Raw genomic sequence first — 16,720 nt, 5'->3', positions numbered from 1 at the left:
CCGCTCCGAAGCCATAATCCACGTCGCGATGATCGACCTCATAAGCCGACGACTCACCAGCGAATCAACCCCGAACTGGCGCGACACCTGAACCTCGAACCAAACAACCTCGCCGGGACAAAACGCTCTTTTAGGATTGGCCCAGGGGGATTGATATCTGCCGCATATGAATACCCTGCAACGAAGTATTTGTGGGATCGGTAGTCACGTTCCTACGCTGGGTCGCAATGGGGGGAGATTCCGATGGAGCTCAGGCATCTGCGCTATTTTGCGGCAGTCGTCGAGACGTGCCATTCGGCCGGGCGGCGGAACGGTTGCACATGGCGCAGCCGCCGCTTTCCCAGGCGATCCGCCCGCTGGAGGTAGAACTTGACGTCGAGCTCTTCACTCGCACCACCCGGCAGGTCGCCCTGACCGGCGCCGGCCAGGTGTTCCGCGGTGAAGTGGAGGCATCCCCAAAGGCGTCGACGACGCCGTAGCCAGGGTCGGACGCTTCGCTTCGGGAGCTGAGGGGGTGGTGCGAATCGGCCTCACCGGCTCTGCCTCGTACCGCCAACTGCCGACCCTCGCCCGCCTGCTGGAGCGCAAGATGCCCCAAGTGATGCTGGAGGTGCACACCGAGATGCTCACCCGAAGGTGTCGGCGTCGGGCCACCAGCTCATCACCACCCAGCTGTACTTCCAGGGCGGCAGCCACGTCGAGGACGACATCGCGTCTGCCGTCAAGCCGGAGCTGATCCTCGACCCGAAGCCGGCCGCCGACGGCAGCGGCAACGAGGGTCACCTACGACTTCATCCTCGACAAGGCGTGATGAACAGTGCTGTTCGCGGTACGGACGGACGTTGAGATTCCGCGCGACCTCGCCCCGGAGGTTCGCACGGACCTGTTGGCCCGGGAGAAGGCCTACTGCCAGGAACTTCAGAAGTCAGGGGAATGGGTCCACATCTGGCGGCGCGTCGGGCATTACGCCAACATCAGCGTCTTCGACGTCGCGGACAACGAGGCACTGCACCGCATCCTCTGGAACCTGCCGCTGTTCCCCTACATGAGGGTGCAAGCCACCCCTCTGGCGCAGCATCCCTCCGATCTGGCGGCTGCCGCTGAGGACGTGGCGTGATGGACAAGGTGGTCGCCACGGCCCTGGAGGCGATGGCTGATGTACCGGACGGCGCATCGCTCGCCGTCGGCGGAATGGGGCTGAGCGGTGTGCCGAACGTACTGACCCAGGCGCTGTACGAGCGCGGAGTCGCCGCTCTGTGCGTGGTGTCCAACAACTGCGGGGCGATGGGGTCAGGACTCGCAGTGCTGCTTGCCGCTGGGTGGATCGCCCGAGTGACCGGCTCCTACATCGGCGCCAACAAGGAGTTTGCCCACAAGTACCTGGCCGGGGATCCTGATACGACTGAAACCCCGGTCGGCCGCACCCTGCTGGCGGCGTTCTCCGAGAGGGACCCGGCAGGCTACGCGGCCTGCTGTGACGCCCTGGCCGCTTACGACCTGCGAGCCGATCTCAACCGGATCACCGCGCGGACGCTTGTCATCGGCGGTTCACGCGATGTGGCCACTCCGCCTTCCCATGCCATGGAAATCGCCGGAGGCATCCCCGGCGCCGCCTTGATGACCATCGATGCCGGACACCGCGCGGTGGAGCAGCCAGAAGCCGTGCTTCAAGTCCTCTTAGCTCACCTGGGCGCGGTGGTTCGCCAGGAGTAGCGGCGCCGTTCCATAAGTGAACAGTTACCTCGCGGCGCGGCTCACACACTGTCATCCAGCTGTGGGAGCGCAGATGCAGCATCGCACCTCGTACCACCGCTGCCGGTGGCGTCAGCCCACGGCGCGCCGACGACCGGTCGGCGCATCGCCCGCCCGCGGCAGTATCCGAGCCCGGATGACACCGCAGCACAGTGGTCCGGCCCGGGGCCGCTCAACACCCCACCGGACCACGACAAGTTCAGCCCTTCCCCGTCGCGGCGTAGGACCCCGCCGGTGACCGCCACGGCCACCCCAGTCGCCGCATCCCCGTCCCGGACCACCGCTCACCTTCAGGACATGTCATGAGAACCACCATCCGGCCCGCTGTAGGGGCTCCCCCTTCGGCCCTGGCCCGCTGTTGTCTGTACCGCGACGGCAAGCTGCGCCACCCCATCACCAACGCCGTCGGGGAAGGCAGTGAGACTGCCGCACCCGACTTCGCCTGCGCACAGGTGCTGCAAGAGGGCAGGCCGTCGGACGGTGAGGTGCGCCAGAGGCACAGCTGGGCTCGTCGTATGGCACGGGAGCTGTCCCACCACACGGCCGTGCACACCGACCGGCCCAAGGGGACGGCCGTGGTCAACGGCCGCACCGCGCCACTGCGTGGTGCGGCGTGAACCCGTCGGTCCCGCCGTCCAGGCGGTATGTGGCATGGGGGGAGCCGGATGCGTCGCGTGGGCCGGACGCGTGGCCCGGTCGCCACAGGTCACCACAGGGTCGTGGGCGACAGGACGGTTCCCCCCCACGGGAGCCCGGCGCCGACCCTGCGGTCGCCCAGCAGCTCCAGGCAGATCTCGCCCTGTTGCGACTGGGTGCGGCCAGCAGGCGCCCCGTCTTCACCGTCACCGGCGCCGTCGTCTCGCTCTACCTCTTGGACGCCCTGCTGGCTGGCGCGGCGCCGGGCTTGATGGCCATGCATCTTGCCGGACCGCTGAATGTTGCCCTGGCGTTGAACCTTCTCCAGTACGGGACCAGCGCATGGGCGGTCTGGTGGTACGCCCGCTACGGGAGGAGAGTCCTGGACCCGCAGGCCGCACAGGTCAGGGCCTGGCTGGGAGAAGAGGAGGACACCCGATGACCGCTGCCCTGCAATCGGGGCACTCCGCTCCCGTGTTCGTGATCTTCGCAGTATTCGTGAGCTGCGCGCTGTTCCTCGCCATCTGGGTTACGACGGACGCGATCACACCCCGCGACTTCTACATCGGCGACGGCCGCCTCGCACCAATACAGAACGGCATCGCCATCTTCGGTGTCTATCTGTCGGCCGCTACGGTGCTGGGTACGCCTGGCCTGATCGCACTGACGGGGTACGACGCCCTCGGCTATCTGAAGGGCGCGATCGTTGCGTTGGTCGTGAACCTACTGTTGATCGCGGGCCGCTATCACAGCACCGGTCACTACACCATTGGCGACAGGCTCGGTCGGCGATTGCACACCCGGTCCGTGCAGGTGGCCGGAGGAGTGGCCGCACTCGGCATCTGCCTGGTGTACGTGACCGCCCAGATGGTCGGTGCCGGGGCACTGGCCGCACCAGTCCTGGGCCTGGAGGGACCGGGCGCGCGGCGGATCATGGTCGTCTCGCTCGGCCTCCTCCTCATCCTCTATGTGGCGATCGGGGGCATGCGGGCAACGACGGCGGTCCAGGTGGTCAAGACGGTCCTGGTGCTGGGTGGAGGCGGTTGGCTGAGCATGCTGGTGGTGTCGAAGATCGGCTGGAATCCTATGCTCCTGCTGAGCCGGGCTGCGGACCACAGCGGACTCGGAGACACCTTCCTCCAGCCCGGCGTAAGCTACGGCGACGGCACCATGGGCAAACTCGACTCCTTCAGCCTGCAGTTGGCACTGCTCGTCGGACCGGCTGTGCTCCCGCACGTACTGGGGAGGCTCAGGACCGTCCCCACGGCGCGCGCGGCCCGCCGATCCGTCGAGGTCGCGACCTGGTTGACGCTGGCTTTCTGTCTCATGGTCACCATACTGGGGTTCGGCGCGGCGGCGCTGCTCGGCCGGACCGCCATCAAGGTCAATAACGCGACGGGAAACTCTGCCGTGCTGATGCTGAGTGAGTCCCTCGGCGGGGTGATCCTCATTACTCTGATCTCGTGCTTGGCCTTCACTACGGTCCTGGCCGTGGCCTCCGGAGTTATCCTGACCGCGTCGACCGCATTGGCGCACGACATCTATCAGGTCGGGCTGATGAAGGGAAAGGCGTCGGAGAAGAGCGAACTTCTGGTCGCTCGGGGCGCGGTGGTGCTCGTCGGTCTCACAGCAATCGGGCTGTCGTTGTTCGCCCAGGGCCAGAACATCGCGTTCCTGGTGACCCTGGCATTTGCCGTCGGGGGATCCGCCGTGCTGCCGCCGTTGCTCTACAGCATGTACTGGCGACATTTCACCGCCAAGGGTGCCTTGTGGAGCGTGTACGGGGGACTGATCTCCTCGGTGCTCCTGGTGGTGTTCTCCCCCGCCCTCTCAGGCAGTCCGACCTCCATGCTGCCTCATCTGGACTTCGCCGCTTTCCCCCTCAGCAACCCCGCAGTGGTCACGATCCCGCTCGGTTTCCTGCTGGGCTGGCTGGGGTCGGTTCTCGATTCGCGGGAACCCGACATGGCGGAGTACGCCGAGAAGGAGGCCCGCGTCCTCGCCGACGTGGATGTCGACCGCCTGGCGCGGAGCTCCGGTCCGTGAGGTGCCGGCAGCCGGTTCGACTCGGCATGTGCCGCACGTAGCGCTTGTTCCTCGTCGCTCATGTTTCAGACCGGGGGCCGGGACATGTCGTGTCCCGGCCCCCGGTTGCGGGACGGGGTGGTCCGAAACTGGCCAGCAAGGAGTTTCAGCACGTGCCGGGCGGTGCCCGCCGGACCGCATTCTTGCGAGTCGTCCAGCTCGGCGCACCGCTTGAACAAGTGCGGGTTGCTCAGCCCGGCCAGCGACTCGCGCAAGGCGGTGTCGGCCGAGACCAGGACGCTCTTGAGCTGGTTGATGGCCTGGGTCCGGGACTTGATCGCGGACCCCTTCGCGAGCTTGAGCAGCCGCAGCTCTTCGACCGGGCCGTCGCTCGCCTTCGCGGTCGCGGTCGCGCGACCTGACAGCACGGCGCGGGCTGCCGCTTCCGCGTCGACGGCGTCGGTCTTGCCACGTCGTCGGCGCGCTGCCTTGTCAGGCTGGTTGACCTCGGTCACCTCGATGCCCTCGGCGCGCAGGTGACGGGCGAGCGAGGCGGCAGAGGAGCCGGTGCACTCCACCCCGGCACGGTGCAGGGCGCCGAACGAGTGTGCCCACGAGACAAGTTGGTGATAGCCCTCGGTGGTGGCCGGGAAGCTACGGCCGTCCAATGCGGCGCCAAGGACGGTGACGACGGCTGCCGCGTGGAAGTCCTTGTGGGTGTCGACGCCGAGGAGGATCTCTTCGCCGGAATCGACCGGGACGTGACACGGGGCTGTGGGCTGCGTGATGCTGGGCAAGGTCGCCTGTCTCCTGATCGCCTCGGAACCGGTGGCCGTCGTCGGGCAGGGGAGGTCAAGACTGTGACACGGTGCCTGTCGCGAAGACTCCTATCGGGACACGCCCCCTGCCTGGCGGCAGCAGATCCCGCTCCGGGCGGTGGCCGACAGATCAACAGCAGGGCACCAAAGCCAGTCTTTCCGCGGGTCAGGCCACCGCTCGAGGCGGTACCAGATCATCCTCACAGTCGTTCCGAATCTGAGGGCGGCGTTTTCGCTGGTCAGGCGTAGGGCGGGTGATCCGGTGGGAGTGGTGGCGTGTCGTGTCGTCGCTCCGCGGGAGGTTGCGGATGCCGTCGGTCGTCGGACTGCTGGAACAGCACGAGCTCGCCGCTCGCCATCGAGTCGACGGGGTGCGTGAGGAAGCCGGTCGCATCCAGGCCGAACTGGCCGCGGCCGAGCAGGAATCGCAGGAGTGGGCGATCTCCCGCAGGCGGGTGGGCGCCGTCCTGGCTCCGGACAACGGCAACATCGCTGATCAAGATGCTGTCCCCGGCCCGCAGGAGGCGGACGCGCGCTCGGCGCCCGGGCAGGCGGCGAACCCGAAGTCGCAGGTGCCGGTGTGGCATGAGGGGCCGGCCTGGTCGGTGCTGTCGGTGGACTATCAGCGCATCCTCACCGCGCTCGCGGACCGGCACCGGCTCCATCAAGGGCCGCTGACCTGCCAGGAGTTGGCCGTGATGTTCGGTCTGGACGCGGTGGCGGCCAAGGTGGAGGCGGTGCGGTCGAAGGCGAAGCGCCTGGTTGCGCGGGGCTGGCCGGCCGAGCGGCAGCCGGGCCGGTTCACCCCCGCCCAGGGTGTGGCCGGGCAAGGCGGCGCGTCATGAGCAGGCTCATCGACCAGTAGACCATCGCCTCGGCGCTGGTGGTGCGGCGTTCGAAGTCGCGCACCAGATGGCGGGTGCGCATCAGGTGGGCGAAGGACCGCACGACGGTTCACCGCTTGGGCAGCACCACGAAGCCGCGCATGTCATCGCTGCGTTTCACGATCGCAAGGACGGGCGCGAGCGTGGTGAGGCAGTGGGCGACGAGGCCGCCGGTGCGGCCGCCGTCGGCCCGGACCGGTTCCAGCCGGTGGTGCACGTCGGCGACCTGCCCGGGCAGTTCCTGGGCGGCGATGCGGTCGCCGGTGTCCGCGGCGGTGACCATCACGCCCGGCAGAAGGCCGAGCGTGTCGGCCACGACATGCCGCTTGCGGCCGTTGATGAGTTTGCCGCCGTCGAAGCCACGGCTGTCCGCTGCGACGGCGGCGTCCGCCCTGACCGACTGCGAGTGGATCACACCGGCCGTCGGTGCCGCCCGGGAAATCGGTTCCAGCGGCCTCCGAACTCGACGTGGCGCCGCCGACTCCGGGCACACGGTGAGTCGGCCGGAGTCGGCGTCGTAGCCGAGGGCAGTGCATGCCCGGCGAGGTCGGGAGCGAAGTGACGGCCACATGGTTCGGGCGGAACCGAACCCGACCCGCGACACTGATGGCGGTGAGACCGCCGCCCGACCCGTGCAGCGGGTCGGTTCCCCCGGCGCGGGCACGGGCGGGCCTGCACCGGGGATTGCGCTGCGGGTGGCGAAACGGTCGGTCGGCGTTGCGGCAGGGGTCCCGGTCGGGCATCGCAGGACAGACCGGTCGAGATATCGGGCTGCCCGGGCCCGAGGATCCGCGGGGACCGGCGGGCGCATAGCAGTCACAATAGGCGGCGAGGTGGCCAGCGGTGAGGAAGGCGGACCCGTCACCGACGTCACCGCGCCAGGCGCTCACAGGACCCCGACAGTGCCGAACTGCTGGCTACCGGGGCGTCATGACTCAGCTTCTCCGCCCGCGCGACCGCCCATCTGAAGATCCATCGCAACACCCTGGCAGCGCGCCTCACCCTCATCGAGGACCCGCTGGGCCTCGATCTGAACCGGCTCCCCGACCAAGCCGCGCTGGCGCTCGCACTACGCGCCATCGCCACAGACATCCCGCCCCGCCCGGAGCATCACACGACAGCAGCCGAGGGGACAGCGCCCCCGCTGGACGAACACCTCACGCCACCCTACGTCGTGGCGTGGGCACAACGACAGTTCCATCCCCTACAAACGCCCGACGTCTCGACCTGCCTCGCGCAGACGCTCACCACCTGGCTGCGCCTCGATGCCCGCATCGGCCCAACGGCCGCCGCGCTGTCCCTCTCGGCATCCGCGGTGCGCAAACGCCTGTCTCGGAGCGAAGCACTGCTCCAGCGCTCGGGTGGCTCAGCCCATATGTGCCACCGCGTAGTCCGCGTCCGGGGACGCCGCGTCGTCAGGCGTCGCTTCCTGCCGCGAGGCCGTACTGCGCCAGAGCCGACGGCAGGCCGAGACCGTCGCCACCAGCAGCAGCCCGTCGCGGATCAGCAGTACGACTATGCCCGGCAGATTGCTCCGCACGACCTGGCCGAAGCCGACGGGGAATTCGAGCACCGTGAAGAAGCAAGCGGCCAGGATGAGCAGCACAGGCCGGCGCTGGACAGTGGAGCGGCTGGTCAGGCAGAGCGCGCCGAGGCCGAGCAGCCAGATCAGGTACTGCGGGCTGATCACCCGGCTGGTGATGACGAAGACCAGCACCGCGGCGAACGCCGCGTCGTAGAGCACGACGTCGCTGAAAGTGCGGGCGCGTACCCGCCACCAGACCAGCCAGCAGAAGGCCAGCACCGCGCCGGCCAGTGCGATCCGGGCCACGGTGGGCACATACGGGCCGAGGAACTCGTACGACCCGTAGTGCAGCCGGGAGGTGCCGTGCCACAGGCCGAGCCAGCGCAGGACGTGGAACGGCAGGGCGCCCAGCGACTCGATCTCGACGCCGCGCTGACGCTGCTCGGTGAGGAACGCGAACGGTCCCTGGGTGAACGCCAGGAACGCGGCGCTGACGCCGACGGTGGTGACCAGCGCCGCCCCCCAGGAGCGGCGGGTCGTGCGGCCCGGCCGCGCACCGGCGAGCACGAGTACCGGCCAGACCTTGACCAGCGCGCCGATCCCGGCCAGCGCGCCCGCCACCCGGGGGTGCCGTGCGGCGGCCAGCAGGGCGGCGACCGCGAGGGCGGTGACCATCACGTCGTAGCGGGCCAGGGCCAGCGGGCCGAGCACAGCGACCCCGGCGACCCACAGCCAGGCGCCGGCCAGGTCCCGGCCATGGGCCCGCCCGGCCCGCAGCAGCATCGCCAGAACCGTCGCGTCGGCGGCGCAGGCGAGCAGGTAGAAGGCCTGCGAGTAAGTCAGGAACGGCAGCAGCGCCGGGGCGAGGAAGGCCGCCGCCGCGGCGGGCGGGTACTGCCAGGTGACGTCGCCGACCGGAAAGCTGCCGGTCAGCAGCCGTTCGTACCAGCCGTGGTAGATGACGACCACGTCGGGGCGGACGTCGTCACCGGGGAAGCCCAGGGCGCCGAAGAGCGTCAGCAGCAGTACGGCCCGCGTCACCGCCCAGGCCAGCACCGGTATCCATGTCCTTGAGCGACCTGCGGTCACCGTTCCACGCCACCACACCGTCACGTTTCAAGGCCTCTCCGCCAACCGCCTTACACGGGTCACACTGCCGATGTCGGCCCGCATAAAGGTGACAACACGATGAACATAAGGCACTCTCCGCTGAGATCAACAAAAAGCACCACGGCTCTGGCACCAGCCCAGTGAACTGCAACCTCACCCACACAACCACTACGCACACCGAGCCACAAAAGATCAGTCTTGTCGATCTCGGTGCGGATCAGGTGCGGGTCGGCGAGGAGAGTGGTGATGTGCTCCCAGACGACCTTGTCGAGGTAGTCGGCGCGGACGGGCTTGTTGGGGCAGATGCGGCCGCCCTCGTAGCGGTAGTCGTCGGAGCCCAGGCACCGGTAGTAGTAGATCTTCCGGTTCTTGGTGCGGGTGGAGGTGCGGTAGTAGCCGTATCCGCAGCCGGCGCAGGCGGCCAGGCCCTGGAGCAGGGAGGGGACCTTGCTGTTGCGGGAGGCGTACTTCTTGTTGTCGGCCAGGCGCTGGGCTGCGCGTTCGAACGTGGCATGGCTGATGATCGCGGGGACAGGGATTTCGATCCATTCCTTGCGGGGCCGGTCGACGGCCTTGATGGCGCGCGGGGTGGAGCGGCCCTCAAGGCGGGCGATGCGGTTCAGGCCGGGCGACTCGTGGACGATCATCGTCTTGCCGAAGACGGCCGAGCCCATGTAGGCGGGGTTGCGGAGCATGCCCCACACGACGCTGCGGTCCCACCGGGCCTTGCCGGTGCGGGTCGGGGTGTTGGTGCTGGTGCTGGTGCTGGTGCTGGTGAGCCAGCGGGTCAGCTCGACGGGATGTCTCGCCGAAACGGGCCTCACCTTCACGACATCACGGCAACAAGGTCAGTAACCGTTTCTATCCCCTACGACACCGCCATCGACTTGACTGGCCCGGCCCTCCCGGACATCCGCATCGGGAGCCACTTCCAGGTGGGATGCGTGCTATTCAGCGATTGAGGTCGAGGACAGGCACGCCACGCTCTTCGTACGGCTTCGGGTCGACCGTGGCGACGAGCGCGTCTGCACCCCACTCGGGCAAGTGGCGAGCCGCGTGGATCGCGGCTCCGATCCCCAGCGGCACGCGGTCACGGTGCAGCTGGGCCACTGCCAGCATCGCCGGATAGTCCAGATCCACAGTGTGGATGACTTCCAGCTGCCCGACATGCTCGGCGATCCCCAGATATTCCTGGTCCGCCTCCAGGACCGCCAGCACCGGCACCCACAGCCGGGTCTCCGTCTCGAAATGGGCCCGGTGGACGAGCGCGGAGACCTGTCGGTTGCCCGACAACGCCAGTAGGGTCGGTGCGTCGAGGACGAGATGGTGCAGGATCACGCGGCCGCACCCTGCTCGCGGGCAAACGCCTCCCGCAGCCTGCGCCCCATCGCCGCGCTCTCCTCGTCCGACACCTCCACCCCGAAGTGCTCGGCCAGATACGCTCGCGTCTGCTCCGCCCGCTCCCGGCGCTCCTCCTCCGTCAGCGTCGACTCTGCGAACTCCTGCACCAGGGAACGGATCGATGTCCTCCGGGACTCCGCAATCACCGCCAGGCGGTCACGCACCTCAGCGGGCACTCGAATCATCGCATCAGCCATGAGGCAAGTATACGCGGACGTCTACAGCTGTGGAGCGACGGGCTCTGCTCATGCTGCGGCGGGCCCCAACGTCGAGTCGCGCTAGGCAGTGAATCGACCGCTACAGCACCGACACCAAGAGCGGGAAGACCACCCGGCAGACGGTCTACGCGATCACCGACATGACCTCCCGCCAGGCCTCTCCGCAGCGTCTCGGGCAATTCGCCCGCGCCCAGTGGGCCATCGAGTCCCTGCACCACGTGAGAGACACGACCGTCGCCGAGGATGCCTCCGGGGTCCGCACCGGGCACAGCCCGGCGAACATGGCCATCCTGCGAAACCTCGCGGTCAACACACTCCGCGACGCCGGTCATCGCAGCAGGACCCCTGATGATCAACGTTCTCGAAGCATTTGATCACAAACAGGGGTCGCGTTCGCGTGCCGTCCTCCCCGATCGAGGTTCTCCAGCGCCACCGCGGCGTTGTCGACCTGTTGCACTTGCCTGCCGGACCGCCCGAACCCACCTCCCTGGCCGACGTGCTGGACCGGCTGCCCGATCCGCGACGGATGCGGGGTTGCCGCTAGCGGCTGGGGTCGCTGCTCGCCCCGTGCCTGCTCGCGGTACTCGGCGGCGCCACCACGCTGGCCGGCATCGCCCGCCACGCCGTTGGCGTCGCTCCCGACTTGAAGCCTGAGAACGCATCAGCCTTGGGTCCGCCCCTCGTTCGTGCCGCGCAGCCGATCCGGCAGCTGTGGGACCTGACCCGGCATCGCACCGACGTCGTGCGCGAGCGCGCCGGGGAGGCCCAGCGGCTGCGGAACCTGCTGGAGGACTGCGGGATCAAACTAACCTCGGTGGTGTCCGATTTCCTCGGCGTCTCCGGGCGCCGGATGCTCAAGGCAAGATTTTCGTAGCGGAGATCACCACAGGGACGTGGGACACGAGCTTCCCGGTGCTGGGCATCTCCCGTTGTGTGTTGCCGAACTTGCCTCCCTGTCGCACTTGACCGGCGTGACGGTTATCTCCGTAGACACGACAGCCCCTGTCGTGAGCGTCCGAGCTCGTAGCCACGAAGTGCCTGCTCGGTGTACGGGCTGTGGCATCACCAGCGACTGGGTGCACAGCCGCTACGTACGCCATCCGGCCGACAGGGCGATCGGTGGACGGCCGGTGCGCATCGAGCTGAGCGTGCGCCGCTTGTACTGCGAGAACCCGGCCTGTTTGAAGGTCACGTTCGCCGAACAGGCCAGCGGACTGACGGTGCGTTACCAGCGTCGTACCCCGCTGTTGCAAAAGCTGGTTGACACGGCCGGTGTCCTGCTGGCCGGGCGGGGCGGTGCCGGGCTCCTGGAGCCTCTGAACGCGCCGCTTTCGCGGACCAGCGTGCTGTTCCAGCTGTTGACTTCCTCCCTCGCCTGAAGGTGGGGATTCCAGCGGTCGCCCGCTGGGTTTCGTGCTTCATCGGCGACTGCCCCGTCCGGGAGGACTCCCGTTGAGGTCTTACACCGTCTCCGAAGGCAGACGCCGCCAGCCCGGCGGCGAGTATGTTGCGTGCCGCGTTCACGTCGCGGTCATGCACGGTGCCGCAGTCGCACGTCCACTCGCGAACGTTCAGCCGCAGCTTCTCGCGGACCGTGCCGCAGTTCCCGCACAGCTTGCTGCTGGGGAACCAGCGGTCGATCACGACGAGTTCGCGCCCGTACCAGGAGCACTTGTACTCCAGCATGGAGCGCAGTTCCGTCCACGACGCCTCCGAGATAGCGCGCGCGAGCTTGCCGTTCTTCAGCAGGTTGCGGGCGGTCAGGTCCTCGATCACGGCCACTTGGTTCTCGTGGACGATGCGCGAGGTCGGCTTGTGCAGGAAGTCGCGGCGCCGGTCGGTGATCCGGGCGTGGACTTTCGCTACGCGACGCGGGCGGTGTCTCGGTTGTTGGAGCCCTTCGCCTGGCGGGAGAGTTCCCGCTGGACCGTGGCCAAGCGCGCCCGGTCCCGGCGCTGGTGCCGGGGGTTGGTGACCTTCTCCCCCGCGGACAGGGTCAGGAGCGAAGTTGTGCCCGCGTCGATACCGGCCGCGTTCGACGTGGTGGGGGCCGCAGTGATGATGCCCTCGACAAGCATCGAGACAAACCAGCGTCCCGCCGCGTCGCGGGACACCGTCACCGTGGACGGCTCCGCACCCTCCGGAAGGGGACGCGAGCAGCGGATGTGCAGCGGGTCCGCCGTCTTCGCCAGCGTCAGCTTCCCATCACGCCACTTGAAGGCGCTGCGGGAGTACTCGGCCGACGCGCGGGACTTCTTCCGCGACTTGTAGCGCGGGTACTTTGGCTCGCTTGGCAAAGAAGTTCCCGAACGCCGTCCGAAGGTGCCTCAACGCCTGCTGGAGCGGTACCGAGGACACCTCGGCCAGGACGGCGAGTTCTTCAGAAGCGGATCACGAGCGGCCGCGCCGGCGTCCCGCTCCAACGCCAACGCGTCGTTCTGTTTGCTTACTTGAGACTCCGCTGCACCGATCAGGCCGCGTCCCTTTGGTGATATCCGGCTACGAAGATCTACCAGAGCCACGTGAGCTCCTACCCCGACACCAGAGTCCGCGCCACACCGCGTACCGGCACCAGCGCCTCCTCCCAGCGGAGTTATGCCCAGCCACTGCCTGGCCGCCGCCGTCTCGCCGTGGTGACGGAGGCGCTCGCCGTCGAAAGACGCCGCGATCGAAGTCGGCCTTGTTACAACACCAGCGTGCGGCCACGGAGCACGTCCGGTAGTCGGGGCGGCAGCTCGCCGAAGGGAAGTGCCTGCGCGGCTCGCGCCGCAGTTCTTTGCGCACGGTGATCACGGCCGACTCGATCGATTTCAGTCACATAACAGCCGTTGATCCAAGCCAGGCTGAACCAAGCTTGCCCGCGTATCCGTGGAACTTGTAGGCACGGCGCATTCGCCGCGGTCAACAGCCAGACAACGGAGCCGAAATGATTCCACCTATCCTCAACGAGGCATCTCTTGCAGACGATGAACGCGCATTGGTTTGCGATTTTGTCCAAATGGTCGCCATGCGGGGGTTATACGAGACGAAGAGGGTTTTTACCGCCTCTCAGTTGTGGGAGGCCATCGTGAGTGCCGGGCAAGACAGCGGGCTGTCGATTGAGACACTTGCGGGCCTGGCGACTGATGTCCAGGAAGCGTACTCCGACGAGATGCCAGTAAGGAATCTGGACGGTGAGCTCCAATTCACTCTGAACGATGCGGCTGCAGATTTTTTCAGGACCAACCGGGTCGTTGGTGTGCTAGCACGCATGCAGTGTCTGGGAAACCCCTCACAGCGTCAACAGGGCAGCACAGGAACAACGTCTGCCACGACTGGACAGTCGCGAACTACTCAAGGCTAACGGGGCCCAGCACGTTCTCATTGAGCTTCTTCAGCGGTGCTTCCCCCAGGGTGAGAACGGCCTTGATCCTTGACGTCAGACGGATTGGGCTGCAGCGGAGTGCGCACGGCTGACGGACTTCTGGGTGCACGGTCAGCTCACGCCCGCCGTTTGAATGGTGTGCAGACGGTTCCTCCGGCGCGTTCGTAGGCTTTGTCCGCCAGGACGGGAATCTTCAGACGTTCACACACGGTGATGATGCGGTGGGTGGGGGGCGGTGATGTCCACCGTGCGGCCGGGCAGTGCCGGTGGGTACCAGATCAGCTCGCCGGACGGGCTGATGGTCGCCTGGATGTTCACTCCGTGCCGCCTGGCCTTGACGGAGTATTTGCGTTCGCCGTCGCCGAGCCGGTCGCGCTCGGCGACGGCGCCGTCCACCAGGATGTACTCGGTTTGGCTCGCGGCAGGGCGCGGGTGGGAGACGGGGCCCTGTCCGCCGGCAGTGCGTCACGCTGTGTACATAGGCGTGAGCGGTGGCTTCACTGATGCGGAAGCCGGCAGCGATCTTGGCCAGGGTGGTGTGCTCACGCACGTTGCGCGCAATGGGCGAATGGGCGCAGCTTCGTGGAAGGGGGACGGGCAAGAAGAAGTTCGCCTGAGTCCCGCGAGCTCCAGTGCGACGTCGGTCCCGGTAGGCGCCGTAGCGGCGGCTACCGGGACCGACAGCTCCTGGTCGCACCGGATCATCCTGCCCGTTGCGGTGTGGCGGGTGCGGGGCAGGCCCCCGCACCGTTTCCCGAAGCCGGCGGTTGACGGTGGCCCGCGTCAGGCCTGGGCCGTCTCCGGTTCCGGCAGGGCCGGCTCCTCGAGGGTCTCCACGCGGGGGGCTGTGTGTTCGACGGGGCGTCGCTGGGTCTGGTTGAGCAGCAGGCGGGTGACGTCGGGGCGGGAGTAGTGCCCGACGGGGTCGGCGGCGGCCTTGGCGACGGCGATGGCCGCCAGGTTGATGTCGGCGTACAGGATGCCTTCGGCGTCCTCGGGCAGCGGTTCGGCCAGGGGGCTGCCGTCCGGGCCGTAGATCTGTGCGAAGCCGCCACCGCGCTGCAGCATCTGCTGCTTGGCCGGGGTGTCGCAGAACAGCTCGAGGGCGGCGTCGCCGATGAGCGAGCACGGGGCGAGGACGAAGACCTGCCCTTCGACGGCGTACATGCGGGAGGCCGCGGTGTTGACCTCCGGGCCGAGCGCGTAGGCCGCGCCCTTGTAGACCGAGAAGCTGGGCCAGGCGGCCACGTGGATCTGTTCGTGCTGGCTGTACATGGCGTACTTGGACAGCGGCTGCAGGTGTTCCCAGCAGCACAGGCCGCCGATCCGGCCCAGCGGGGTGTCGTGGACGGCGAGGTCGGAGCCGTCGCCCTCGCCGAAGACGGTGCGTTCCACATGGGTGGGCTTGAGCTTGCGCCGGGAGGAGACCAGGTCGCCGTCGGCGGAGATCAGTGCCTGGCCCATGTAGAGACTGCCGCCGCTGCGCTCACTGAACCCGGCCATCACGTTGATGTTGTTCGTGCGGGCCGCGTCGAGCAGGCGCTTGAATCGCGGACCGTCCAGGGTGAGCGAGTTCTCGTGGTAGCGGCCGAAGAACTCAAAGCCCGCGGCGGGCGAGTCCAGCCACAGCCACCAGGGGTAGCCGGGAATGAAGGTCTCCCCGAAGGCGATCAACTGCGCTCCGGCCGAGGCGGCTTCCTCGATCAGGGCGATGCTCTTGTCGATCGTGGCATCGGCATCCAGCCAGACCGGCTCGGCCTGGACCACGGCAGCCTTGAAAGCGCCCGTGTACTCCACCATGTTCTTCGTCTCCTTTGTTCTTGGTCCGGATTGTTCTTGGTCCGGATCGTTCTTTGTCCGGACGCTGCCAGGTCCCGGTCAGTCGGTGATGGTGCTGTGGTGGTGGGCGGTCAGCGGCAGGAAGCCTGTCGCCTGGTGGCAGTTGACGTATTCGGTGGTGACCGCGCCGCCGGGCAGGACCGACACCTCGTGCCAGAACGCGACGTCGAGGGGCCCCGGCCCGCCTCCGACCATCTGGAAGAAGCTGGCGTAGATCTCGAGGTGGGTGCGGTGTGATCGGCACCAGGTCATGAGGTGCTCGAGCGAGGCGAACCAGGCGATGGTGCAGGCGCGCGGCAACGGCGAGCCGTCGACCGACTCCTCGTCGAGGTTGCGGGCGGCGATGCAGCCGGAATCCGCGTGAGTGGCGAGGAAGTCGACACCGCGGTCCTTGACCGGTTTGACGTCGGCCAGGTATTTCTCGCGGTAAAGGGTGCTGGCGGACCAGTCCTGCGCGGTACGGATCAGGGCGACGTTCCCGGGCACCTCGACGGTGATCCGCCGTCCCAGCGTGTCGCACTCGAGGGCGGTCCGCGGTTCAAAGACAGGAAGCCCGGGCTCGAACGGGTCGACGGCAGAGTCGGCGATGCGGTCGCGAGCGGCGCCCCAGTAGTCGTGCACCTGGGTCTCGGGCAGTTCCACCGCCTCGTGCTGGGCCAGGCCGCTGGTCGCGTAGTCGGCACGCCGGTGGGTGTGCAGGGTCTCGTTGCGCTCGACCGGGATGACGCACGCCTCGCGCCAGTGGCCGACCGGGCCGTCGGAGGGCAGCTGTTCCCAGGCGGAGCGGACGCGATCGGACCGCTGCCACCGGTCGTGGGCCTCCGGGTCGAACCAGTAGGCCAGCCAGACGACATTGTGAGAGCCGGCGGTGTCGGTGAACCGTCCGCGGTCCAGCACGTCCGGCTGGTGCTCCCCGGCGAACAGTTCCGCGAGCGCGGCGGCACCGTGCGCGGCCTCGTCGGCTGAACCCGCCTGACAGGCGAACTGGGCAAACACGAACGCCTGCATGTCCTCTGGGAAATGCGAACTGTACGCGGGGAAGCGCGGCGTGCGCCCAGAGCGCCCGGCTGTGGACATGTCTCCTCCGGCAAGCAGTGGCATCAGGGGTGGCTGGAGGCTAAGCCGCACACCTGGCCGGATTTGACTGG

Annotated in this window: 18 protein-coding genes and 4 pseudogenes; 12 read left to right on the top strand and 10 right to left on the bottom strand. The window is 67.9% G+C overall.

Annotated elements, in window-relative coordinates; translation table 11 throughout:
* The 8 genes and pseudogenes from AAW14_RS39530 to AAW14_RS26105 all read left to right on the top strand — a co-directional run.
* Positions 1–91: pseudogene (locus tag AAW14_RS39530) on the top strand (IS5/IS1182 family transposase); the annotation flags it as partial.
* Between the two features lie 229 nt (positions 92–320).
* The gene (locus AAW14_RS39850) at positions 321–479 is read left to right on the top strand and encodes a LysR family transcriptional regulator (protein WP_416223376.1); all 159 of its coding nucleotides are present in this window, start codon (positions 321–323) and stop codon (positions 477–479) included.
* Between the two features lie 157 nt (positions 480–636).
* Positions 637–846, top strand: coding sequence for a hypothetical protein (locus tag AAW14_RS26130; protein ID WP_416223375.1), 210 nt, complete (start codon positions 637–639; stop codon positions 844–846).
* Entirely contained in the window at positions 818–1,117 is a 300-nt protein-coding gene (locus AAW14_RS26125; protein ID WP_265566376.1) for a muconolactone Delta-isomerase, read from the top strand. The genes AAW14_RS26130 and AAW14_RS26125 overlap by 29 nt, the downstream gene beginning before the upstream one ends.
* On the top strand, positions 1,117–1,713 hold the full coding sequence (locus AAW14_RS26120) for a CoA-transferase (RefSeq protein WP_416223374.1): 597 nt from the start codon (positions 1,117–1,119) through the stop codon (positions 1,711–1,713). Before AAW14_RS26125 ends, AAW14_RS26120 begins: the two co-directional genes overlap by 1 nt.
* Before the next feature lie 341 nt (positions 1,714–2,054).
* On the top strand, positions 2,055–2,369 hold the full coding sequence (locus AAW14_RS26115; protein ID WP_265566375.1) for a hypothetical protein: 315 nt from the start codon (positions 2,055–2,057) through the stop codon (positions 2,367–2,369).
* Between the two features lie 185 nt (positions 2,370–2,554).
* Positions 2,555–2,830, top strand: coding sequence for a DUF485 domain-containing protein (locus AAW14_RS26110; protein WP_265566374.1), 276 nt, complete (start codon positions 2,555–2,557; stop codon positions 2,828–2,830).
* On the top strand, positions 2,827–4,434 hold the full coding sequence (locus AAW14_RS26105; protein ID WP_265566373.1) for a cation acetate symporter: 1,608 nt from the start codon (positions 2,827–2,829) through the stop codon (positions 4,432–4,434). Before AAW14_RS26110 ends, AAW14_RS26105 begins: the two co-directional genes overlap by 4 nt.
* A gap of 65 nt (positions 4,435–4,499) precedes the next feature.
* Here the strand turns inward: AAW14_RS26105 and AAW14_RS26100 are convergent, their stop codons facing one another.
* Entirely contained in the window at positions 4,500–5,210 is a 711-nt protein-coding gene (locus tag AAW14_RS26100; RefSeq protein ID WP_265566372.1) for an IS110 family transposase, read from the bottom strand.
* A 329-nt stretch (positions 5,211–5,539) separates the two neighbouring features.
* Here AAW14_RS26100 and AAW14_RS26095 point away from each other — a divergent pair, with 329 nt between their 5' ends.
* Positions 5,540–6,076, top strand: a complete 537-nt coding sequence (locus AAW14_RS26095; protein ID WP_265566371.1) for a hypothetical protein — start codon at positions 5,540–5,542, stop codon at positions 6,074–6,076.
* Positions 6,077–6,185: 109 nt separating this feature from the next.
* Here the strand turns inward: AAW14_RS26095 and AAW14_RS26090 are convergent, their stop codons facing one another.
* Complete coding sequence (locus AAW14_RS26090) at positions 6,186–6,530, bottom strand: transposase (protein WP_265566370.1); 345 nt, start codon at positions 6,528–6,530, stop codon at positions 6,186–6,188.
* A 546-nt stretch (positions 6,531–7,076) separates the two neighbouring features.
* Between AAW14_RS26090 and AAW14_RS39845 the strand changes: the two are divergent.
* Positions 7,077–7,181 (top strand): annotated as a pseudogene (locus AAW14_RS39845) (helix-turn-helix domain-containing protein); the annotation flags it as partial.
* Between the two features lie 300 nt (positions 7,182–7,481).
* Here the strand turns inward: AAW14_RS39845 and AAW14_RS26085 are convergent.
* The 4 genes from AAW14_RS26085 to AAW14_RS26070 all read right to left on the bottom strand — a co-directional run bounded on the left by AAW14_RS26085 (position 7,482) and on the right by AAW14_RS26070 (position 10,348).
* Entirely contained in the window at positions 7,482–8,696 is a 1,215-nt protein-coding gene (locus AAW14_RS26085) for a glycosyltransferase 87 family protein (RefSeq protein WP_265566369.1), read from the bottom strand.
* A gap of 92 nt (positions 8,697–8,788) precedes the next feature.
* Entirely contained in the window at positions 8,789–9,580 is a 792-nt protein-coding gene (locus AAW14_RS26080) for a recombinase family protein (protein ID WP_265566368.1), read from the bottom strand.
* A gap of 121 nt (positions 9,581–9,701) precedes the next feature.
* Positions 9,702–10,088 carry a hypothetical protein gene (locus AAW14_RS26075; protein WP_265566367.1) on the bottom strand — a complete coding sequence of 129 codons (387 nt, stop codon included), beginning with the start codon at positions 10,086–10,088 and terminating at the stop codon, positions 9,702–9,704.
* Positions 10,085–10,348: a hypothetical protein gene (locus tag AAW14_RS26070; RefSeq protein WP_265566366.1), complete on the bottom strand. Its 264-nt coding sequence runs from the start codon at positions 10,346–10,348 to the stop codon at positions 10,085–10,087. The genes AAW14_RS26075 and AAW14_RS26070 overlap by 4 nt, the downstream gene beginning before the upstream one ends.
* Before the next feature lie 692 nt (positions 10,349–11,040).
* Here AAW14_RS26070 and AAW14_RS26065 point away from each other — a divergent pair.
* Positions 11,041–11,231, top strand: a pseudogene (locus AAW14_RS26065) (IS110 family transposase); the annotation flags it as partial.
* Between the two features lie 31 nt (positions 11,232–11,262).
* The gene (locus tag AAW14_RS26060) at positions 11,263–11,748 is read left to right on the top strand and encodes a transposase family protein (protein WP_322741117.1); all 486 of its coding nucleotides are present in this window, start codon (positions 11,263–11,265) and stop codon (positions 11,746–11,748) included.
* A gap of 4 nt (positions 11,749–11,752) precedes the next feature.
* On the opposite strand, the pseudogene AAW14_RS26055 reads toward AAW14_RS26060, so the two are convergent.
* The 4 genes and pseudogenes from AAW14_RS26055 to AAW14_RS26040 all read right to left on the bottom strand — a co-directional run.
* A pseudogene (locus tag AAW14_RS26055) lies at positions 11,753–12,754 on the bottom strand (RNA-guided endonuclease InsQ/TnpB family protein); the annotation flags it as partial.
* A gap of 1,180 nt (positions 12,755–13,934) precedes the next feature.
* The gene (locus AAW14_RS26050) at positions 13,935–14,129 is read right to left on the bottom strand and encodes a hypothetical protein (RefSeq protein ID WP_265566365.1); all 195 of its coding nucleotides are present in this window, start codon (positions 14,127–14,129) and stop codon (positions 13,935–13,937) included.
* A 387-nt stretch (positions 14,130–14,516) separates the two neighbouring features.
* On the bottom strand, positions 14,517–15,533 hold the full coding sequence (locus AAW14_RS26045; protein ID WP_265566364.1) for a carbon-nitrogen hydrolase family protein: 1,017 nt from the start codon (positions 15,531–15,533) through the stop codon (positions 14,517–14,519).
* A 78-nt stretch (positions 15,534–15,611) separates the two neighbouring features.
* Complete coding sequence (locus tag AAW14_RS26040) at positions 15,612–16,580, bottom strand: phenylacetaldoxime dehydratase family protein (RefSeq protein WP_265566363.1); 969 nt, start codon at positions 16,578–16,580, stop codon at positions 15,612–15,614.
* Positions 16,581–16,720: the final 140 nt, after the last annotated feature.

The sequence above is a fragment of the Streptomyces hygroscopicus genome, assembly GCF_026168105.1.
GTDB classification, from domain to species: Bacteria; Actinomycetota; Actinomycetes; order Streptomycetales; family Streptomycetaceae; genus Streptomyces; species Streptomyces hygroscopicus_D.
The sequence above is the reverse complement of the archived record's forward strand: the minus strand, read 5'-3'. Positions and strand labels throughout refer to the sequence as shown.